We start from the raw sequence: 21,006 nt of genomic DNA, 5'->3' as shown, positions 1-21,006 counted from the left end.
GAACTCGATTGTGCCTCGCGATTCCGGCCGCCAGGCCGGGTCAGCGCGCCGGGTGACCACCCGCTGACGCCCGGAGACGAGCCAGGTCGGCCGCGTCCTTGGCCCGGCGGGGGCGCTCCGGCATCCAGACCGGGAACATCTCCTTGAACTCGATCTGCGCGGCGACGCTGATCACCGGCGCCGCGAGCGTGCCGATCCGGCCGGGCGGCCCGGCGAGCATGCCGTCCGGCAGGAGCGTGCCCGCCCACGGTCCGGCGCCGACGACGACCCGGCCGTCCGCGTCCCGGTCGAGGTACGCGAAGCTCAGCTCGACGTCGTCGCGCAGCAGGTCGAGCTGCGTCGTGGCGGGCATCCGGGGGTCGGGGCGCCAGCCGAGCGCGCCGAGCCGGTCGGCCAGCGTGTCGGCGTCGCGCCGCCAGCAGTACCAGTCGACGTCGACGTGCGGGCGGGTCACTTCACCGAGGTGGAAGTCCATCGCCCACCCCCCGCGCAGCCACACGTCCACCCCGCAGGCGTCGCACACGTCGACGACCTCGCGGATCGCCCCCAGATGCCGCCCCTCCAGCCCGTCCACCCCGGCACCCTACCCACCCCGCCCAGCCCTCGCCGCCCGCCCAGCCCCGGTCGATCATGAAGTTGACGGCGACAAACCGGACAGCGAACGCCGTCAACTTCATGATCGACGGGACAACGGGGGCGGGCGGGGGCGGGAGGCGGGAGCGCGGTGCGTCAGGTGGGGAGGGAGCGGGTGGTGAAGGTGGTGGTGGCCGGCGCTGCGGCGTCGGCGGGGAGGCGGCGCAGGGCGGCACGGTCGGCGTAGAGCGTCCAGCGCAGGAAGTCGGTGGTGGTGGCGAGCACCTGGGCGAAGCCGGGTCGTCCGGGCGTCAGGTACTCCCCGTGGCCCTGACCGGTGAGGCTCAGGAAGGCGGCCGGCCCGAGGCAGCGGGCGTACGCGGCCCGGCCGATCGACTCGGGCACGATCCGGTCCGCGCTCCCGTGCACGAACAGCATCGGCGCGAGCGGCCGGGAGAGCCCGGCGACCATCCGGCCACCGGCGATCACGATTCCGGCCCGTACCGGGAACGGCTGCCCGGAGGCGAACATGCCGAGCGTGGTGTGACCGCCGGCCGAGTGACCGGCGGCGGCGAACCGGTCCACTGCCATGTGCGCGCCGAGCGGATCCCCGGGGCGGGCGCCCAGCCGGACCAGGTGACGGATCAGTCGCCAGGCGTCGGCCGGCTGGTTGCGGACGTCCTCGCGGGTGAAGGCGCGGGCGCGCTGGTTCGTACGCGGATAGGTGGGCGCGACCACCACGAAGCCGGCGGCGGCCCAGCGGCTGGTCAGCGCCGCGTGCAGGGCGGGCAGGCTGCGCAGCCCGTGGCTGTAGAGCACCACCGGGAACCGTCCGGCGGCGAACGGCGCTCCCGGCCGCACACGCGGTCCGGGGCTCGCCGGTGTGGCGCGTCCGGAGGGAGCCGCGACGACGGACGGCAGGGCCGAAGCGCGCGGCCCGCGCGGGCCCGGCAGGACCGGCGCCTGATCGGCACCTGCCGAGCCAGGGCCGGCCGAAGGAGGACCGGCCGAGCCAGGACCGGCCGAGCCAGGACCGGCCGAGCCGGAACCAGTCGGGCCGGGGCCGGCCGTGTGCGGCCGTGCGGGAGACGGTGGTTGCGCCGGGTACCAGACGGTGACCGGCAGCGGCCGCCTGCCGTCCGGGTCGAGCGTGAACTGCCGCATCCCTACCGCGTACTGGTGCGTCGGCGCGGGCCCGACGGCGGCCGGCACCGGGTCGGACGTGGCCACGGCCGGGCCGCAACCGGCCAGCAGCGCCGTCATCAGCGCGGCGACCAGCCGCTGCCCCCTCACACCTGCACGGTAGGCAGCCGAGCGGTCGGCCCGCGCCCGCCGTCCGGGCCGGTCGGTGCCGCCACCCGGGCGGCTCCCGCCTCCACCGGGTGGCCGGGTTTGCCCGATCCCACCATCCGGATCCGCAGGTGGCGGCCCGGCGGGACGTTCCGGTCCGGGCGGCTTCGCTAGGGTCAGCCGCATGGCTGAGAACTACACCGACCCGAGTGGCAACACCGCGCAGTTCCGCGCATTCGTCGATTCTCCCGAGCCGGCCGCGTCGGCGCCGGCGCCGTCGCGCGTGCCGCTGATCGCCGGCGTCGCAGTCGCCGCCGTGGTGGTGGTCGCCCTGGTCGCCTGGATCGCCCTGGGCTGAGCCGGGCTGACCCGGTCCGGATCAGCCGCGCGAAGGGTCGGACGGTCAGACGCCCAGCACCTCGCGGGTCTCGCGGGCGATCTCCCGCTCCTCGTCGGTGCCGACCACCAGCACCGCCACCTCCGCGCCGTCCGGGGAGACGACCCGGTCGCCGTGGCCGTCGTTGCGCGCCGGGTCGACAGTGACGCCCAGCCGCTCCAGCCCGGCCAGCGACGCCGCCCGCACCGGAGCGGCGTGCTCGCCGACCCCGGCGGTGAACGCGATCGCGTCGACCCGGCCGAGCAGCGCGTAGTACGCGCCCACGTAGCCGGTGATCCGCCGGCAGTAGACGTCGAACGCCAGCGTCGCGTCCGGGTCACCGGCGTCGCGGCGGGCCAGCACCTCCCGCATGTCGTTGACCCCGGTCAGTCCGAGCAGGCCGCTGCGGTGGTTGAGCAGGTCGTCGATGTCGTCCACTACCATGCCGCCCTCGCGGCGCAGGTGGAAGATGACTGTCGGGTCGAGGTCGCCGCTGCGGGTGCCCATCACCAGGCCCTCCAGCGGGGACATGCCCATCGAGGTGGCCACGCTGCGCCCGCCCTGGACGGCACACGCGCTCGCCCCGTTGCCCAGGTGCAGGGTGATCGTGTTGAGCTCGTCGTACGGGCGGTCGAGCAGGTCGGCGACGCGACGCGAGACGTACGCGTGCGAGGTGCCGTGGAAGCCGTAGCGGCGGACGCCGTAGCGCTCGGCGGTGGCCTTGTCGATCGCGTACGTCGCGCCGGCCTCGGGCAGCGTGTGGTGGAACGCGGTGTCGAAGACCGCCACCTGCGGCGTGTCCGGCAGCGCCTCCCGGGCCACCCGGATGCCGGCCAGGTTGGCCGGGTTGTGCAGCGGCGCCAGCGGCACCAGATCCTCGATCGCGGCGACGACCGCGTCGTCGATGCGTACCGGCGCGCTGAACTTCCGCCCGCCGTGCACCACCCGGTGGCCGACTCCGGCGAGGCCGCTCAGGTCGAGCCGGCCGATGATCTCCCGGACCGCGCTCTCGTGGTCGGCCGGCCCGCCGCCGGGCTCGCCGATCCGCTCGACGGTGCCCTTGTCCAGGACGTCGTCGCCGTCGTACAGCCGGTACTTGACCGACGAGGATCCGCTGTTGAGGACCAGGATGCGGCTCATTCCGACGCCTCCGCGGCGGCCTGGATGGCGGTGATCGCCACCGTGTTGACGATGTCCGCCACGGTAGCGCCCCGGGACAGGTCGTTCACCGGCCGGTTCAGGCCCTGCATGACCGGCCCGACCGCCACCGCCCCGGCCGAGCGCTGCACCGCCTTGTACGTGTTGTTGCCCGTGTTCAGGTCCGGGAAGATGAAGACGGTCGCCCGCCCGGCGACCGGGCTGTCCGGCAGCTTGGTGGCCGCCACCTGCGGGTCGATCGCCGCGTCGTACTGGATCGGGCCCTCGACGAGCAGGTCGGGCCGGCGTTCCCGGACCAGCTTGGTGGCCGCCGCGACCTTCTCCACGTCGGCGCCGGCGCCGGAGCTGCCGGTGGAGTACGACAGCATCGCCACCCGAGGCTCGATGCCGAACCGGGCCGCCGTGTCGGCCGACGAGATGGCGATGTCGGCGAGCTGGTCGGCGTCCGGGTCGGGGTTGACGGCGCAGTCGCCGTACACCAGCACCCGGTCGGCGAGCAGCATGAAGAAGACGCTGGAGGCGACCGAGACGCCCGGCACGGTCCGGATGATCTCGAACGCGGGCCGGATGGTGGCGGCTGTGGTGTGGGTGGCGCCGGAGACCATGCCGTCGGCGTGGCCGGTCTGCACCATCATCGTGCCGAAGTAGTTGGGCTGCGCCACGATGTCGTGCGCCAGCTCGACGGTGACGCCGCGGTGGGCGCGCAACTGCGCGTACGCCTGCGCGAACTCGTCCCGCCACGGGCTGGTCACCGGGTCGACGACCTGGGCGTCACCGAGGTCGACGCCCAGTTCCCGGGTCCGCCGGGCGATCTCGTCCGGGCGGCCGAGCAGGGTGATCTCGGCGACGCCCCGGCGCAGCAGCACCTCGGTCGCGCGCAGGATGCGCTCGTCCGCGCCCTCGGGCAGCACCAGCCGGCGGCGCCGGGCGCGGGCCCGGTCGATCAGGTCGTTCTCGAACATCAGCGGGGTCACCCGCGCGGACCGGCTGACCCGCAGCCGACGGGCCAGGTCGTCGGTGTCCACGCAGCGCTCGAACGCGCCGAGCGCGGCCTCGACCTTGCGCGGGTTCGCGGTGCTGGGGCGGCCCTCGATCCGGCTGGACGCGGCCACCGTGTCGTAGCTGTCGCTCGGTACCGACAGCACTGGGAGCCCGGTGTTCAGCCGCTCGACCAGGCGCATCGCGCGCGGGTCGGGCTGCTCGCCGAGCGTGAGCACCAGCCCGGCCAGCGACACCTGCCCGGCCACGTGTGCGGCGCCGGCCGCGACCAGCAGGTCGGCCCGGTCGCCCGGGGTGATCACCAGCGCCCCGTCGGTGAGGTGGTCCAGCAGCGTCGGCACGTGCGCCGCGCCCACCACGTAGTCGAGCACGTCGCGGTCGAGCGCGGTCTCGTCACCGGTGAGCACGGTGCCGCGCAGCGCCGCCGCCACCTCGGCCACGGTCGGCGCCGACACGGTCGGCACCTCCGGGATCGCGTACGCGGGCACCGGCAGCTCGGGCAGCGTCATCGGCTCCGGCACGCGGTTGGCCAGCGCCGCGATCACTGTCGCGCCGAGGTCCACCAGATCGTGGTACGCGCCGCGCAGCGCCGCCGCGATCGCGTCGGGCTGCTGCCCGAACCCGTCCACCACCGGCACCACGACGCTGCCGAACTCGGTCGCCAGCCGGGCGTTGAAGGCCAGTTCACGGGGGCCGGTGCCGTCGCCGTAGGCGAAGTCGCTGCCGACCACCACTATCGCCGGGCAGCGGCGCTCGACCTCCCGGTAGCGGGTGACGATCCGGGAGATCAGCTCCTCCCGGCGGCCGTCCGCGACGAGCGCGCTCGCCTCGGCGTACGTGGCGCCGTACAGCTCGTCGACCGGCAGGTCCATCCGGTAGCGCTCGGTGAGCAGGGCCAGGATGGGGTCGGTGCCGTCACCGGCGACGAGCGGCCGGAACGCGCCTATCCGTTCCACCTGCCGGGACAACAGCTCGGCCAGCCCGAGCGCCACCGTCGACTTTCCGCCGCCCGAACCAACGCCGGTCAGGTACACGCTGCGCGCCACGGCACCCAACCTACAAGATCGAGGTCGCTGCTGCCCGTTGTGCCTGGTCACACCGGCTAGCCGGGGGAGAAGGCGGGGAATTTTCGCATCTATGCTGGGCCGCGTGGAAGGCCCGACAGCACTGATTCCCGTCGTACCGGAATCGCCCCCCGTCTTCGTCGACCCGAGCGGGCGGCGACGTCGGCGGCTTCGCCGTCTCGCCTACTGCGCCGGCGCGGCCGGTGTGATCTACACGGTCATGGTCGGAGCCAGCTTCGCCGGCGGTCCGATCACCCCGGACACCGTCATCCCGTTCGTCGAGCCGACCCCCGAGCGGCGGCTGCCCTCGCCGAACCCGCCCGCGTCCCCGGCCCCCGCGGCCACCCGTGCCACGCCGGGCACGCCCACCGACGTCAGCACCGCCGGGACGCGGGCACCGGCCACCTCCGCCACGCCCGGCAGCGCGGTCCCGCCCAGCCCTCGGTATCAACGCCCGACCCGGCCCGCCCCGACCGCGCCCCGGACCACCCAGGCGCCGGCCCCCACCGCGCCGCCCACCGCCCCCACCGACGCGGTGCCGCCGCCCGCTGTCGACCCGCCGTCCGTCGTCGACCCGCCCGCCGACCCCGCCGCGCCGGCCGCGCCCGCCGATGAGTGACGAGGCACCCGCCCGACCGTCGAACCGCGACCAGCCCACCGTCCCGCTGGACCCCCGCCGCGTGCACGCCCTCCGGCGGCACCGGGCCGGGCGGCAGCCGGACGACGCCACCGTCGTCCTGGACGTCCGGCAGATCCCCGGCGCGCGCCGGTCCCGCGGCCGGCGTCTCCTGCCCAGGCCGAGCTGGGCCCTGGTCTCCATGGTCGTGGTCGTCCTGGCCGGTCTGCTGATCGTCGAGGCGTACACCAACGCCGCGTTCGTGCCCGACAACCGGGTGGCGCCCGGCAGCCAGCGGGAGGTCCCCAGCTCGGTGATCGGGGGCGGCCCGATCGTCAACGTCGGCGCGGAGGGCCGCACCCAGTCGCACCGCCTGCCGGAGCGTACCGTCGCGCTCACCTTCGACGACGGGCCCGACCCGCGGTGGACGCCGGAGGTGCTGCGCGTCCTGGACAAGTACCAGGTCAAGGGCACCTTCTTCGTCATCGGCTCACAGGTCGTCCGCAACCCGGAGGTGACCCGCCGGCTGGTGGCCGAGGGCCACGAGCTGGGCGTGCACACGTTCACCCACCCCGACCTCGCCGCGCTGCCGGAGTGGCGGCGGGAGCTGGAGTACGCGCAGACGCAGCTCGCCATCGCCAGCACCACTGGCGTCCGGCCGTCGCTGCTGCGCTTCCCGTACTCGTCCCGCGCCGACGCGTACACCGACCGGGACTGGCCGATGCTGCGGCAGGCGGGCGAGCTGGGCTACCTCACCGTCGTCAACGACGTCGACAGCCGGGACTGGGAGCTGCCGTCGGTCGAGGCGATGGTCGCGAACGCCACGCCGGACGGGACGGCCGGCACGATCGCGCTCTGGCACGACGCGGGCGGTGACCGGTCCGGCACCGTGGCCGCGCTGGACCGGTACATCCCGGCGATGCTGGAACGCGGGTACCGCTTCACCACCGTCAGCGAAGGGCTCAACCAGACGTTCGCGGCCGCGGGCGTGTCCGGCCCGGTGGGCGGGCACACGGCGGCCTCGCTCGACGAGCGGTTGCGGGGCCACGTCCTGGTCGGCGCGGTACGCGTCGCCGACGGCATGTTCGGGGTGCTCGGCGTCTTCTTCGTGCTCGTCGGCGTGCTCACGATCGGCCGGACCCTGCTGCTGTTCGTCCTGGCCCCACGGCACGCGCGCCGCCGCCGGCACCGCGACTGGTCCTGGGGCCCGCCGGTCACCGAACCGGTCTCGGTGATCGTGCCCGCGTACAACGAGCGGGAGGGCATCGCCGCGGCGGTCCGCTCGCTGGCCCTGGGCGACCACCCCGGCGGCATCGAGGTGGTGGTGGTCGACGACGGTTCGACCGACGGCACCGCCGACATCGTGGCGGCGCTGGGGCTGCCGAACGTCCGGGTCGTGCGCAAGCCCAACGGCGGCAAGCCGAGCGCGCTCAACACGGGCGTGGCGCTGGCCCGGCACGACCTGGTCGTCATGGTCGACGGCGACACGATCTTCGAGCCGGACTCGGTCCGCCGGCTGGTCCAGCCGTTCGCGGACCCCCGGGTCGGCGTGGTCGCCGGCAACGTCAAGGTCGGCAACCGCCGCGGCCTGATCGCCAAGTGGCAGCACATCGAGTACGTGATCGGCTTCAACCTCGACCGCCGCCTCTACGAGACGCTGCGCTGCATGCCCACCGTCCCGGGCGCCATCGGCGCGTTCCGGCGCCAGGCGCTGGAGCAGGTGGGCGGCCTGACCGACGACACGCTGGCCGAGGACACCGACGTCACAATCGCCATCGGCCGCGCCGGCTGGCACATCGTGTACGAGGAGAGCGCACGCGCCTGGACCGAGGCGCCGACCACCATCGGCCAGTTGTGGAAGCAGCGGTACCGGTGGAGCTACGGCACCATGCAGGCGATGTGGAAGCACCGGCGCTCGGTGATCGACAGCGGTCCGTCGGGCCGGTTCGGGCGGCGGTGCCTGTCGTTCCTGACGCTGTTCGGCGTGCTGCTGCCGCTGGCCGCACCGGTGATCGACCTGCTCGCGATCTACGGGCTGATCTTCCTGGACCGCAGCGACACGGTGGTGGCCTGGCTGGCGATGCTCGCGCTCCAGATCCTCACCGCGGTGCTGGCCTTCCGGCTGGACCGGGAGAAGCTCGGCGTGCTCTGGGTGCTGCCGTTGCAGCAGTTCGTCTACCGCCAGGTGATGTACCTGGTGCTGCTCCAGGCGGTCGGCACCGCGCTGACCGGCGGCCGGCTGGGCTGGCAGAAGCTGCGGCGTACCGGAGATCTCCAGGTGCTCGGGCGGGGCGCGACCGGCTGAGGCCCGGCCGCGCGGCGGCCGGTCACGCCGCCCCGGGCGTCAGTCGTCGTCCGGGTCGTCGAGGCGGGCCAGCCACGTGGCGAACCGCTCGATCGGGGTCTCGAACTCCGGGTTCAGGTCGATGAAGTCACGCAGCCGCTCGCCCAGCCACTCCATGCTGACCTGCTCGTCGCCACGGCGCTCGACCAGCTCCTCGATGCCACGGTCGGTGAAGTACACGGTGTTCCTCTCGTCGTCGTACGGCAGCGGCCCGCCCCGGGTCGGGACGGGCCGCTGCCGGTGGTGTCACGGGCGGGGGAGAGCCGCCTCGATCAGCGCGTTCTGCTCGACCTCGTGCATCTTCGCCGAGCCGACCGCCGGAGCGGCGGCGGCGGGGCGGGAGATGCGGCGCAGCCGCACCTCGGGCAGGTGCTCCAGCAGGTTGAGCGCGACGAACGACCAGGCGCCCTGGTTGGCCGGCTCCTCCTGGACCCAGGCGAAGTCCTCGGCGTTCGGGTACTGCGCCAGCGCGGCCCGGACCTCCTCGACGGGCAGCGGGTAGAGCTGCTCCATCCGGAGGATCGCGGTGTCGGTGACGCCCCGCTCCTGCCGGGCCTGGAACAGGTCGTAGTAGACCTTGCCCGAGCAGAGCAGCACCCGCTTGACCTGCTCCGGCGCCGGAGCCGCGGTGTCGGCCAGCACAGGCTGGAACGTCCCGGTGGTGAAGTCCTCCACCGGCGACACGCAGAGCTTGTGCCGCAGCAGCGACTTCGGCGTGAACACCACCAGCGGCTTGCGCTTGGGCGACAGGGCCTGGCGGCGCAGCAGGTGGAAGTAGTTCGCCGGGGTGGTCGGGATGGCCACCCGCATGTTGTCCTCGGCGCAGAGCTGGAGGAACCGCTCCGGGCGGCCGGAGGTGTGGTCCGGGCCCTGGCCCTCGTGGCCGTGCGGCAGCAGCAGGGTCACCGCGGAGCGCTGACCCCACTTCACCTCGCCGGAGGAGATGAACTCGTCGATCACCGACTGGGCGCCGTTGACGAAGTCACCGAACTGGGCCTCCCAGGCCACCAGCGCGTTGATGTTCTCCACCGAGTAGCCGTACTCGAAGCCCATGGCCGCGTACTCGGAGAGCAGCGAGTCGTGGACGAAGAAGCGCGACCGCTCGCCGTCGGCGGTGAGCGACTTCAGCGGCAGGTAGTCCTCGCCGGTCTTGGCGTCGACCACCGAGGCGTGCCGCTGGACGAACGTGCCGCGACGCGAGTCCTGCCCGGCGAGCCGGACGGTGACGCCGTCGTGCAGCAGCGTGCCGAACGCGATGATCTCGGCGAAGCCCCAGTCGATGCCGCCCTCGACGGACATCTTGCGACGCCGCTCCAGCAGCTGCTGGATCCGCTTGTGCGGGGTGAAGCCCTCCGGCAGGTTGACGTGCGCCTCGCCGATCGCCTTGACCACGGCGGCGTCGGTGGCGGTGTCGACCTGCGGCTCCGGCTCGTCCTCCCGCGCCGGGCGGCTGAGCTGACGCGGGGTGGTCGCGGCGTCCCGGGTGGCCTTGAAGACCCGCTCCAGCTGCGACTGGTAGTCGCGCAGCAGCTCCTCCGCGTCCTCCACGGTGATGTCGCCGCGCCCGATCAGCTCCTCGGTGTAGAGCTTCCGGACCGACCGCTTCGAGTCGATGATCTTGTACATCTGCGGGTTGGACATCGACGGGTCGTCGCCCTCGTTGTGCCCGCGCCGGCGGTAGCAGACCATGTCGATCACGACGTCCTTGTTGAACGCCTGCCGGTACTCGAACGCGAGCCGGGCCACCCGGACCACGGCCTCCGGGTCGTCGCCGTTCACGTGGAAGATCGGCGCCTGGATCATCCGGGCCACGTCGGTGCTGTAGAGGCTGGACCGGCTGTACTCCGGGGCGGTGGTGAAGCCGACCTGGTTGTTGACGACCACGTGCACGGTGCCGCCGGTGCGGTAGCCGCGCAGCTGGGAGAGGTTGAGCGTCTCGGCGACCACGCCCTGGCCGGCGAAGGCGGCGTCACCGTGCACCGCCAGCGGCAGCACGGTGTAGCCCTCCAGCTTGAGGTCGATCCGGTCCTGCTTGGCCCGGACTATCCCCTCCAGCACCGGGTCGACGGCCTCCAGGTGCGACGGGTTCGCCACCACCGACACCTTGACCGCGTGCTCGCCGTCCGGGGTGGTGAACTTGCCGTTCTGGCCGAGGTGGTACTTCACGTCGCCCGAGCCCTGCGTGGACCGCGGGTCGAGGTGCCCCTCGAACTCGGAGAAGATCTTCTCGTACGGCTTGCCGACGATGTTCGCCAGCACGTTGAGCCGGCCGCGGTGCGCCATGCCGATGACGACCTCGTCCAGCCCGGCCTCGGCCGAGCACTCCAGCACCTCGCCGAGCAGCGGGATCAGCGACTCGCCGCCCTCCAGCGAGAAGCGCTTCTGGCCGACGTACTTGGTCTGCAGGAACGTCTCGAACGCCTCGGCGGCGTTGAGCCGGTTCAGCACGTGCTTCTGCTCGTCGGAGCTGGGCTTCTCGTACTTGCGCTCGACCCGCTCCTGGATCCAGCGCCGCTCCTCCGGGTCCTGGATGTGCATGTACTCGATGCCGACCCGGCGGCAGTACGAGTCGCGCAGCACGCCGAGGATCGAGCGCAGCTTCATCCGCTGCTGACCGGCGAAGCCGTTGACCGGGAAGACGCGGTCGAGGTCCCACAGCGTGAGCCCGTGCTGGAGCACGTCCAGGTCCGGGTGCTTGCGGATCTTGAACTCCAGCGGGTCGGTGTCGGCCATCAGGTGGCCGCGGACCCGGTACGCGTGGATCAGCTCGTGCACCCGCGCGGTCTTGTTGATCTGGCCCTCGCTGTCGACGGCCACGTCGCGCATCCAGCGCACCGGCTCGTACGGGATCCGCAGCGAGGTGAAGATGCCGTCGTAGAAGCCGCGCTCGCCGAGCAGCAGCTCGTGCATGACCTTCAGGAACTCGCCGGACTGCGCGCCCTGGATGATCCGGTGGTCGTACGTGCTGGTCAGCGTGATGACCTTGCTGACCGCGTTCTCGGCCAGCGTGGCCTCGCTCATGCCCTGGTAGGGGGCCGGGTATTCCATCGCGCCGACGCCGATGATGGCGCTCTGCCCCTGCATCAGGCGCGGGATGGAGTGCACGGTGCCGATGCCGCCCGGGTTGGTCAGCGAGATCGTGGTGCCGGAGTAGTCCTCCATGGTCAGCTCGTTGCGGCGGGCGCGCCGGACCACGTCCTCGTACGCCTGCCAGAACTGCCGGAAGTCCATCTGCTCGCAGCCCTTGATGGACGGCACCACCAGGTTGCGCGAGCCGTCCGGCTTGACCAGGTCGATCGCGATGCCCAGGTTGACGTGCTCCGGGCGGACCATCGCCGGCTTGCCGTCGACCTCGGCGAAGGAGTTGTTCATCTCCGGGTGCTCGACGACCGCACGGACGAGCGCGTACCCGATCAGGTGGGTGAAGCTGACCTTGCCACCGCGACCGCGGGTCAGGTGGTTGTTGATCACGATGCGGTTGTCGACCAGCAGCTTGGCCGGGACGGCGCGCACGCTGGTGGCGGTCGGGACCGACAGCGACGCGTCCATGTTCTGCACGATCTTGGCGGCGACGCCGCGCAGCGGCGTGGTGCCCGCGGCGCTCGCGGTCGGCGCCTTGGCGGCCGGCTTGGCCGGGGCGGACTTCTTGGCCGGCTCAGGGGCCTTCGCCGCCGGCTTGGCGGCGGGCTTGGCCGGGGCGGGCGCGGCCTTGGGGGCGGCCTTCGGCTCCGCCTTGGCGGCGGGCTGCTCCTTGACGGTGGCCACTGCTTCCTGCTGCTCGGCCGGCTCCGGCTTCGCGGCCGGCTTGGCCTGCCCGTCCGGGCGCGGCGTGGCGGCGCCCGGGGCCGGCCGGTAGTCGGCGAAGAAGTCGTGCCAGGCCGAATCGACGCTCGAGGGGTCGGCGAGGTAGCGCTGGTACATCTCCTCGACGATCCACTCGTTCGGGCCGAAACCCGCCAGTGGGTTCTCCTGCGAAGTCTGCTGGGTCGACACGGCCGCTAATCGCCTCTTTCACGCGGTTGTGAATGTCACGGTGGCCCCCGGTGACCCCCGGTTGCCGACGCTGGGTAAACCGATGCCAAGGCTACGCCGTGCGCTGCGCGCAGGCATTCTCGCCTCCGGCTGGTGGTCCGTTTCACAGAAGATGCCAGAAGTTCGGCAAACGCTGCGTGATCCGCCGACTCCTGCTAGACGAGCAGGACCCCGGCCGACGACGTCCGTCATCGACCGGGGTCCGCCCCGACCGCGAGGTCAGGAGATGTCGCGCTTGCGGATCGTGGCCACGCCGATCGCGCCGGCCACCACCGCGTATCCGATCAGCACGAGGGCGCCGGCCCACTGCGGCGGGTTGCCCGGGATGTCCGTGTCGCCGCCCACCATGAGCCCGGAGGCCAGCGACGGGACCAGCAGCTGGAGCTTGTTGATCCAGTCGCCGTACCGCGCCGCGAGGAGGCTGAGGACGATGACCGCGCCGATCGCGCCGCCCAGGTAGAACAGGATGCCGGTCACCGTGGCGCCGATCTGGCTGCGGATCAGCACGCCGAGCCCGACGCCGAGCACCGACCAGAGCAGGTAGGCCAGGCCGTTGAGCGCGATCGCCCGCCAGACGGCGCCGCTGCCGAGCTGCGAGCCGACGTCCACCGAGTTGAGGATCAGCGGCGAGATGATCAGGTTCAGCACGGTGGTGACGAGCCAGAACAGCAGCGCCAGCACGCCGGCCGCGGCCAGCTTGGCCAGCATCACCGCGGTGCGGTGCGGCGCCGTGAGGAACGTGGTGGTCACCGTCTGGTGGAAGAACTCGCTGGTCACCACCACGATGCCCAGCAGCAGCACGATGAGCAGCCCGAAGAACTGGCCGTTGGTGTAGAGGTTGGCGGCCAGGTTGTCGGCGGCCGAGATGGCCTGCAACTGGTCGGACTGGTCGGCCGGCACCTCGCCGAAGTCCCCGCCGGCCAGCGCCTCGGTCTGCAACCAGTTGAAGAACAGCGTGAGCGCCCACAGCGCCAGGCTGATCAGCCCGAAGATCCACCAGGTGCTGGTGGTACGGATCTTGAGCAGTTCGGATCGGACCAGCGTCATCGGATCTCCGCCTTTCCGGCCGTCAGCTCCAGGAAGACCCCTTCGAGGTCGGGGCGCTCGGTGGTCAGCTCGTGCAGCTCGACCTTGGCGGCCAGCGCGACCCGGCCCACGGTCGGCGCGTCCACGCCGGTCACCAGCAGCGCGCCGTGCGGGTCGGCGTCGACGGTGGCCGACTGCTCGCGCAGCGCCGCGGCCAGTTCGTCGGCCTGCGGGGTACGCACCCGCACCTGCACGTCGTGCGTCATCGAAGCCATCACCTGGTCGACCGGACCCTGCCGGACCAGCTTGCCGGCCGCGATGATCACCACGTCGTCGGCGAGCAGCTGCATCTCGGAGAGCAGGTGGCTGGAGACCAGCACCGTACGCCCCTCGGCGGCCAGCCCCTTGAGGAAGCCGCGCATCCAGCGGATGCCCTCCGGGTCCAGGCCGTTGGCCGGCTCGTCCAGGATCAGCACCTGCGGGTTGCCGAGCATCGCGGCCGCGATGCCGAGCCGCTGCTTCATGCCGAGCGAGTAGCCCTTGAACTTGCGCTTCGCCGCGGGCGAGAGCCCGACCAGGGCGAGCGCCTCGTCGGCGCGCTCCTTCGGCAGGCCCGCCGCCGCGCAGATCACCCGCAGGTGGTTGATGCCGGTGCGGCCCTTGTGCGCGCTGGACGCCTCCAGCACCGCGCCGACAGTACGCAGCGGGTCGGTCAGGTCGGCGTACCGGCTGCCGCCGATGGTGGCCGTGCCGGCGCTCGGCGTCACCAGGTTCAGCAGCATGCGCAGCGTGGTCGTCTTACCGGCGCCGTTGGGGCCGAGGAAGCCGGTGACCCGGCCCGGCTCGACCGTGAACGACAGGTTGTCCACCGCGCGGACGGTCTTGTATTGCTTGGTCAGGCCGGACACGATGATCTGGCCGGTCCCGGCACTGGGGCGTGGCTGCCCGTCGGACATCATTCTCCTCTCCTGCCCCGGCGGGCTCGACGCGCGCCGGTGGGGGCGCCGTTGCGGGGGCGCCCCGCAACAGCCTTCCAACCCGGCGCAAGGGGGTCAATCAGGCGGGACGCGTACGCGCCGTCCTCCTCAGGGAGGAGATCAGGCCGTCGGCAGCGCCACCCAGGTGGCCCGGGCGCGGCCGAGCAGCGCGCCGTCCGAACCGTACAGGCTGGTGTGCACCTCGGCCTTGCGTCCCTCGCCGCCGACGGCGAGGCCGGTCACCACGCACTCGTCGCCGGGCCGTGGCAGCGCCGTGACCTGCGCGGCGATCCGCCCCAGCACGTACGGCCGGCCGGGCGCCAGCACCGCCCAGCCGCCCGGGCAGTCCAGCGCCGCCCACACCGTCGCGGGCACCACAGCGGCCGGCGCGCGGAACGGCGCGGCGGTCCGCCCGTCCGGCAGCCGCCCCGGGAAGATCCGCAGCCCGTCCGGGTTCGCGGGTCCGCAGACGTAGCAGCGGGGGAACGGGTGATCGACCAGACCGGGGTACGCCCGCGCGGCCTCGGCCGCCGTCGCCGGGTCCACCGGCGGCACCACCGCGTCGACCGGCTCGACCCGGCGTACCTGGGCGACCAGGCGGCCGTCCGGGTCGTGTACCTCGCCGTCGGCTGCGGTCAGCGGGGTGTCCAGCGGCGGCGGCCGGCGCAACGTGACCTCCACCGGGCCCCGGTCGTCGATCAGCGCGGCGAAGATCCCGGCGCTCCAGCCGCCGTTGCCGGAGCCGTCCGGTCCCTGGAAGCGGGCCTCGACCAGCATGTGCACCTCCGGGTCCACCGCCGCCGGCGCCGTCGCGGGCGGTCCGCCCGGCAGCCTCGCACACGCCGATCCCGCCCCGGCCGTCCCGGTTCGCACACCACCGCCGGCCGTCGTTCACCGGATCGACACCCCTCGTCCCGTCCGGTGGCAACCCGGGGCACCTACACAGGAGTCATGGCTGTCCTGCACGCCGCTGGCGCACCGCTCACGACCAGCGGTTACACCCTGCTGATCGCCGACGACCCGGCACTGGTCGCGGCCGCGCAACGCCTGCGCCACGAGGTGTTCGCCGGCGAACTCGGCGCCACCGTGCCGACCGCCGCGACCGGACTCGACACCGACGAGTTCGACGCGTACTGCGACCACCTGGTGGTGCTGCGCGAGGGCACCGGCGAGGTCGTCGGCACGTACCGGCTGCTGCCGCCCGGCCGCACCGACTGCCGTTACGCCGACGCCGAGTTCGACCTGGGCCCGCTGGCCCCGCTCCGCGACGACCTGGTCGAGGCGGGCCGCTCCTGCGTCCACCCGGACCACCGCACCGGCGCCGTGATCAACCTCATGTGGGCCGGGATCTGCCGCTACCTGCACCTGCGCGGTGTCCGCTGGCTCGGTGGCTGCGCCTCGGTGCCGGTCGCGGACGGCGGGACCGCCGCCGCGCAGGTGTGGGCCGAGGTCACCGCCCGGCACCTCGCCCCGCCGCTGCTGCGGGTCACCCCGCGCCGGCCCTGGTTCGCCGAGGCGCCGGCCGCCGACCTCGCCGCGCTCACCCCGGCGCAACGCCGGGCGCTCGTGCCGCCGCTGCTGCGCGGCTACCTGCGGCTCGGCGCCTGGGTGGCCGGCGAGCCCGCGTACGACAGGGACTTCGGCTGCGCCGACTTCTACGTGTTGTTCTCGCTGGACCGGATGAACCCGCGCTACCTGCGGCACTTCCTCGGCGAGGCCGGGTCGTGACCGCCGTCGCCGTTCCCGGGGTCGGCGCGGGCCTGGGCGCCGGTGTCGACGGGGCGGGTCTGTGGCGGCCCGCCTCGGGCTGCGGGCCGGACTGCCTGCCGCCGCCCGCCGCCCCGGACGTGTCGCGGCTGCGCCGGGCGGGACGGCTGCTCGGCGTACTCGGCATGCTGGTGGCCGGGACGGGTCTGGCGGTCCTGCTGCCGCTGCTGCCCGCCACCCGGGGCCGGGCCGCGTTGCGCGGCTGGGCGCTGTGGACGCTGCGTACCCTCGGGGTCCGGCTGCTGGTCCGCGGGCGGGCGCCGCGCGGGCGCGCGCTGCTGGTCGCCAACCACGTCTCCTGGCTGGACGTCCTGGCGGTGCTCGCCGTGTCGCCGGCCCGGATGCTGGCGAAACGCGAGGTCCGGCGCTGGCCGCTGGTGGGCGCCCTGGCCGCCGCGGCGGGCACCGTCTTCGTGGACCGGTCCCGGCCGCGTGACCTGCCGGCCACCGTCGCTCAGGTGGCCGGCGCACTGCGATCCGGGCGGTCGGTGGCGGTGTTCCCGGAGGGTACGACCTGGTGCGGCGCCGCCACGGACTGCCGCCCGAGCGGCGGCTTCCGCCCGGCGATGTTCGAGGCCGCCGTGGCGGCGGGCGCGCCGGTGGTGCCGTTGCGCATCGGCTACCGGTACGCGGGCGATCCGAGCACGCTGCCCGCCTTCCTCGGCGAGGAGACGCTCTGGGCATCGGTACGCCGGGTGCTCGCCGCCCGGGGCCTGACCGTGTCGGTGACGCTGAGTGCCGCGCTGCACCCGGGCGAAGGCGCGGACCGCAGGTCGCTGGCCCGGATCGCGGAGGCCGCGATCCATCCGTCCCCTCGACCGCCGCTCGCGACACAGCTCGACCTGGCGGCTTGACCTGCGGGACGTCAGGGACGCGACACAGTCGCGATAGTGTCTTGTTCAGTCGCGATGTATCGCGTTATGCTCCTCGCAACACCTGGCGCGCCGTGGATCGGCACGCCGACGAGGGGAGCGCGTCATGGCCAGTTGGACGGTCGACAACCCGCAGCGAATCACGCTGGACGAGCCGATCACCCGGCTCGACGCCGAGCTGATCAGCGGCCGGCTGAACGTGGTCGGCGCCGACGGGCCGGCCCGGGTCGACGTGACCCGGATCAGCAGCCGTCCGCTCCTCGTCGAGGTACGCGACGGGCGGCTGACGATCCGGCACAAGCGCAAGCCCGGCCTGCTCGGCATCTTCTCCTGGTTCGGCAACCGGATCCGGGCCGAGGTGTCGGTAGCCGTTCCGCCGGACGTGCTCGCCACCCTGTCGGTGGTCAGCGGCGCGCTCGTCGCCTCCGGGCTGCGCCGGGAGACCCGGGTCGACGTCACCTCCGGGCAGGTCACACTGCGCGGGCTGCGGGGGCGCACCAGCGCCAAGGTCATCTCCGGGCCGGTCGAGGCGCTCGGCATCGGCGGCGACCTGGACCTGGAGACGGTCTCCGGTGAGCTGATCCTGGCCGACAGCGCGCCCGAGCGGGTCCGCGCCCACGCCGTCTCCGGCTCGATCACCTGCGACCTGGACAACCCGCGCGGCAGCGAGATCCGGCTCAGCGCCATCTCCGGCAGCATCACCGTGCGGGTCCGCGAGGACAGTGACCTCACCGTGCACCTGCACACCACCTCCGGCAAGATCACCAGCGGCTTTCCGCAGGTGGACAGCGGTGGGCGCGGCCTCGGCTCGATCAAGGACAGCCACGGCGTGCTCGGTGGGGGTGCGGGTAGGCTCTGGGCCTCCGCGACCTCCGGCAGCATCGCGCTGCTCGCCCGCCCGGTCGCGCCCGCCGATCATGTGGAGGACGTGCCGTGACCGCCGTGTTCAGCCACGGCCGGCTCCGCCTCTACCTGCTGAAGCTGCTCGACGACGGCCCGAAGCACGGCTACGAGCTGATCCGTCTGCTGGAGGAGCGCTTCCTCGGCCTGTACGCGCCCAGCGCCGGCACCATCTACCCGCGGCTGCAACGGCTGGAGGCGGAAGGGCTCGTCACGCACACCGCCGCGGGCGGGCGCAAGGTCTACGACATCACCGAGGCGGGCCGCGCCGAACTGCGGCAGCGCGCCGACGAGCTGTCGACGCTGGAGAGCGACATCGGCGCCGCCGTCGAGGATCTCTCCGCGCTGGCCGGGGAGATCCGCACCGAGGTACGCGGCTCGGTGCGGGACCTGAAGCGGGAACTGCGAGAGGTGGCCCGGCAGACCCGGCAGGGCGGCTGGACGGCGTCCGCCGACGCCCGGCCGGCGGGCGACGGGGGATCGCCCCGCCCGGACGACTCGCCGCTGCTCGCCGACTTCGACCAGCGGCTGGCCGCGTTCACCGTCGAGGTCGGGGCGCTGGTCCGGGCCCGGCGGCTCAGCGACAACCAGCTCCGTACCGCGATCCGGCTGCTCGACGGCGCGCTGGAAGGGCTGCGGCGGCTGCTCCGCTGATCTCACAGGTTGTTTCCAGCCGGCACCCAGCGCGACCGCAGCCGGAGCGCGGATGATGGGTGCCATGGCGGCTACCCAGACCGAGGCCCGGCTTCTCGTCGTCGAGGACGATCCCAACATCCTCGAACTGCTCTCCGCGAGCCTGCGCTTCGCGGGCTTCGACGTGGCCACCGCGACCAGCGGCAGCGCCGCCCTGAACGCCGCCAAGGACCACCGGCCCGATCTGGTGGTGCTCGACGTGATGCTGCCCGACCTGGACGGCTTCGAGGTCATCCGGATGCTGCGCGAGGGCGGCACCCGTACCCCGGTGGTCTTCCTGACCGCGCGCGACGCCACCGACGACAAGATCCGCGGGCTGACCCTGGGCGGCGACGACTACGTCACCAAGCCGTTCAGCCTGGAGGAGCTGACCGCGCGGATCCGGGCCGTGCTGCGGCGTACCGCGACCGGCGAGCAGGCGCCGTCCCGCCTCACCTTCGCCGACCTGGAGCTGGACGAGGAGACGCACGAGGTGCACCGGGCCGGCCAGCGGGTGCAGCTGTCGCCGACCGAGTTCAAGCTGCTGCGGTACCTGATGCTCAACGCCAACCGGGTGCTCAGCAAGGCGCAGATCCTCGACCACGTCTGGAACTACGACTTCCGCGGTGACGACAACATCGTCGAGTCCTACATCTCCTACCTGCGGCGCAAGGTCGACAACACCCAGCCCCGGCTGATCCACACGCTCAGGGGAGTGGGTTACGTGCTCCGCAAGCCGGCGGCGTGAACGTCGTCGACGACGCGAAGGGCAGGCTGCGCAGCGTCCCGCTCCGGCTGAAGCTCGTCGCCGCCGTCCTCGCGCTCGTGGCCGTGGCGCTCGTCGTGATCAGCGGCCTGACGGCGTTCCTGCTGCGCAACTACCTGATCGGGCAGGCGGACGACCAGCTTCGCGGCGGCGCGTACACGGTGGCCAACACGCTCGACAAGCCCCAAGGCGACCAGATCAAGATCACCATTCCGTCGGACTACGTGGCGTCCCTGATTGCGCCGAGGTCGCTACCGGAGGGGCCGTACCGCTACGAGGGCCTGCGCGACGAGGAACTGCCGCGGTTCCCAGCCGACTACGCCGGATACCGGGAGCGGGTGGGTGACCCGTTCACCGTGCGCTCCGAGGACGGCCGGAGCCGGTGGCGGATGCTCTACGCAGACCTGCCCGACGGGCGGATCATCGCGTTCGGGCAGCACCTCACCGGCGTCGACTCCGCGGTCGGGCGGCTGGTGTGGATAGACCTCCTGGTCGGGGGCGCGGTGCTGATCTCGCTGGCGTCCGTCGGCGCCGGCATCGTCCGTACCAGCCTGAAGCCGCTGGTGGAGATAGAGCGGACGGCGGCGGCCATCGCCGGTGGCGACCTGACCCGGCGCGTGCCCGACCCGGAGGAGGGGCGGTCGTGCCCGACCTCCGAGCTGGGCCGCCTGTCCCGGGCACTGAACGCCATGCTGGCGCAGATCGAGGCCGCGTTCACCGCGCGGGCCGCCTCCGAGGCGGCGGCGCGCAGCGCCGAGATGGGCGCGCGGGACGCCGCCGCGTACGCACAGGCGTCGGAGGCGCGGGCCCGCCGGTCCGAGGAGCGGATGCGGCAGTTCATCGCCGACGCCTCGCACGAGCTGCGCACGCCACTGACCACCATCCGGGGCTTCGCCGAGCTGTACCGGCAGGGCGCGGCCCGGGCGCCGGAGCAGACCGCCGACCTGCTGCGCCGCATCGAGGACGAGGCGTCCCGAATGGGTCTGCTGGTGGAGGACCTGCTGCTGCTGGCCCGGATGGACCGGGAACGGCCGATCGCGTTGAGCCCGGTCGAGCTGCCGGTGCTGGCGTCCGACGCGGTGGAGGCGGCCCGGGTGGTCGACCCGGACCGGCGGATCGAGCTGGAGCGGGAGCCGGGCGCCGGCCCGCTGGTGGTGCTCGGCGACGACGCGCGGCTGCGCCAGGTGATCGGCAACCTGATGACGAACGCGCTCACCCACACCCCGCCGGACGCCTCGGTGACGCTGCGGCTGCGGTCGGAGGCGGGCAACCTCGCCGTGGTGGAGGTGGCGGACACCGGTCCCGGGCTCACCCCGGAGCAGGCCGAGCGGGTCTTCGAGCGGTTCTACCGGGTGGACGCCGCGCGGACCCGCCGGGCCGGCGGACCGATCAGCACCGGCCTCGGCCTGGCCATCGTGGCCGCGCTCGTCGCCGCGCACCACGGAACCGTCGAGGTGGCGGAGACGCCCGGTGGCGGGGCGACGTTCCGGGTGAAGCTGCCGCTGCTGCCCGAGGCGCCCGAGCCGGGCGAGTGACATTCAGAAAACTTCCAGGCTGATTCCAGGCTGGTGACA

At 73.2% G+C, this 21,006-nt stretch carries 18 protein-coding genes; 9 read left to right on the top strand and 9 right to left on the bottom strand.

Annotated features, from left to right (window positions below):
• Positions 1–40: 40 nt before the first annotated feature.
• Together ACN27D_RS08550 and ACN27D_RS08545 are read right to left on the bottom strand one after the other, a co-directional pair.
• Complete coding sequence (locus ACN27D_RS08550; protein ID WP_358176332.1) at positions 41–574, bottom strand: nucleotidyltransferase domain-containing protein; 534 nt, start codon at positions 572–574, stop codon at positions 41–43.
• 155 nt (positions 575–729) lie between these two features.
• On the bottom strand, positions 730–1,866 hold the full coding sequence (locus ACN27D_RS08545; protein ID WP_421498875.1) for a chlorophyllase/cutinase-like alpha/beta fold protein: 1,137 nt from the start codon (positions 1,864–1,866) through the stop codon (positions 730–732).
• Positions 1,867–2,047: 181 nt separating this feature from the next.
• Here ACN27D_RS08545 and ACN27D_RS08540 point away from each other — a divergent pair, with 181 nt between their 5' ends.
• On the top strand, positions 2,048–2,221 hold the full coding sequence (locus ACN27D_RS08540; RefSeq protein ID WP_199733245.1) for a hypothetical protein: 174 nt from the start codon (positions 2,048–2,050) through the stop codon (positions 2,219–2,221).
• 45 nt (positions 2,222–2,266) lie between these two features.
• On the opposite strand, the gene ACN27D_RS08535 is transcribed toward ACN27D_RS08540, so the two are convergent.
• Together ACN27D_RS08535 and pta are read right to left on the bottom strand one after the other, a co-directional pair.
• On the bottom strand, positions 2,267–3,379 hold the full coding sequence (locus ACN27D_RS08535) for an acetate/propionate family kinase (RefSeq protein WP_421498874.1): 1,113 nt from the start codon (positions 3,377–3,379) through the stop codon (positions 2,267–2,269).
• Complete coding sequence (pta, locus tag ACN27D_RS08530; protein WP_421498873.1) at positions 3,376–5,451, bottom strand: phosphate acetyltransferase; 2,076 nt, start codon at positions 5,449–5,451, stop codon at positions 3,376–3,378. Before pta ends, ACN27D_RS08535 begins: the two co-directional genes overlap by 4 nt.
• Before the next feature lie 94 nt (positions 5,452–5,545).
• Between pta and ACN27D_RS08525 the strand changes: the two genes are divergently transcribed.
• Entirely contained in the window at positions 5,546–6,079 is a 534-nt protein-coding gene (locus tag ACN27D_RS08525) for a hypothetical protein (protein ID WP_358176324.1), read from the top strand.
• Positions 6,072–8,381: a bifunctional polysaccharide deacetylase/glycosyltransferase family 2 protein gene (locus ACN27D_RS08520; protein ID WP_421498872.1), complete on the top strand. Its 2,310-nt coding sequence runs from the start codon at positions 6,072–6,074 to the stop codon at positions 8,379–8,381. Before ACN27D_RS08525 ends, ACN27D_RS08520 begins: the two co-directional genes overlap by 8 nt.
• Positions 8,382–8,420: 39 nt before the next feature.
• Here ACN27D_RS08520 and ACN27D_RS08515 read toward each other — a convergent pair whose 3' ends face one another.
• The 5 genes from ACN27D_RS08515 to ACN27D_RS08495 form a co-directional block, all read right to left on the bottom strand.
• Positions 8,421–8,600: a DUF6104 family protein gene (locus ACN27D_RS08515; protein WP_013288341.1), complete on the bottom strand. Its 180-nt coding sequence runs from the start codon at positions 8,598–8,600 to the stop codon at positions 8,421–8,423.
• A gap of 66 nt (positions 8,601–8,666) precedes the next feature.
• A complete protein-coding gene (locus ACN27D_RS08510) occupies positions 8,667–12,413 on the bottom strand; it encodes a multifunctional oxoglutarate decarboxylase/oxoglutarate dehydrogenase thiamine pyrophosphate-binding subunit/dihydrolipoyllysine-residue succinyltransferase subunit (protein WP_121683545.1) in 3,747 nt (1,248 codons plus the stop codon).
• A gap of 258 nt (positions 12,414–12,671) precedes the next feature.
• Entirely contained in the window at positions 12,672–13,499 is an 828-nt protein-coding gene (locus ACN27D_RS08505) for an ABC transporter permease (RefSeq protein ID WP_121683544.1), read from the bottom strand.
• A complete protein-coding gene (locus tag ACN27D_RS08500) occupies positions 13,496–14,437 on the bottom strand; it encodes an ABC transporter ATP-binding protein (protein ID WP_421498871.1) in 942 nt (313 codons plus the stop codon). Before ACN27D_RS08500 ends, ACN27D_RS08505 begins: the two co-directional genes overlap by 4 nt.
• A gap of 138 nt (positions 14,438–14,575) precedes the next feature.
• Entirely contained in the window at positions 14,576–15,232 is a 657-nt protein-coding gene (locus tag ACN27D_RS08495; protein WP_358176318.1) for a hypothetical protein, read from the bottom strand.
• A 174-nt stretch (positions 15,233–15,406) separates the two neighbouring features.
• Here ACN27D_RS08495 and ACN27D_RS08490 point away from each other — a divergent pair, with 174 nt between their 5' ends.
• The 6 genes from ACN27D_RS08490 to ACN27D_RS08465 all read left to right on the top strand — a co-directional run bounded on the left by ACN27D_RS08490 (position 15,407) and on the right by ACN27D_RS08465 (position 20,967).
• On the top strand, positions 15,407–16,183 hold the full coding sequence (locus tag ACN27D_RS08490) for a GNAT family N-acetyltransferase (protein WP_421498870.1): 777 nt from the start codon (positions 15,407–15,409) through the stop codon (positions 16,181–16,183).
• A complete protein-coding gene (locus ACN27D_RS08485; RefSeq protein ID WP_421498869.1) occupies positions 16,180–17,076 on the top strand; it encodes a lysophospholipid acyltransferase family protein in 897 nt (298 codons plus the stop codon). Before ACN27D_RS08490 ends, ACN27D_RS08485 begins: the two co-directional genes overlap by 4 nt.
• Positions 17,077–17,200: 124 nt before the next feature.
• Positions 17,201–18,031, top strand: a complete 831-nt coding sequence (locus ACN27D_RS08480; RefSeq protein WP_252454400.1) for a DUF4097 family beta strand repeat-containing protein — start codon at positions 17,201–17,203, stop codon at positions 18,029–18,031.
• Positions 18,028–18,648, top strand: coding sequence for a PadR family transcriptional regulator (locus tag ACN27D_RS08475; RefSeq protein WP_421498868.1), 621 nt, complete (start codon positions 18,028–18,030; stop codon positions 18,646–18,648). The genes ACN27D_RS08480 and ACN27D_RS08475 overlap by 4 nt, the downstream gene beginning before the upstream one ends.
• A 64-nt stretch (positions 18,649–18,712) precedes the next feature.
• On the top strand, positions 18,713–19,414 hold the full coding sequence (locus ACN27D_RS08470; protein ID WP_030271847.1) for a response regulator transcription factor: 702 nt from the start codon (positions 18,713–18,715) through the stop codon (positions 19,412–19,414).
• Complete coding sequence (locus ACN27D_RS08465; RefSeq protein WP_252454396.1) at positions 19,411–20,967, top strand: sensor histidine kinase; 1,557 nt, start codon at positions 19,411–19,413, stop codon at positions 20,965–20,967. Before ACN27D_RS08470 ends, ACN27D_RS08465 begins: the two co-directional genes overlap by 4 nt.
• Positions 20,968–21,006 lie beyond the last annotated feature (39 nt).

Source organism: Micromonospora sp. WMMD1274 (assembly GCF_049179035.1).
GTDB classification, from domain to species: domain Bacteria; phylum Actinomycetota; class Actinomycetes; order Mycobacteriales; family Micromonosporaceae; genus Micromonospora; species Micromonospora tulbaghiae.
Note: the sequence above shows the minus strand (reverse complement) of the source record. Positions and strands in the feature narration are given on the sequence as shown.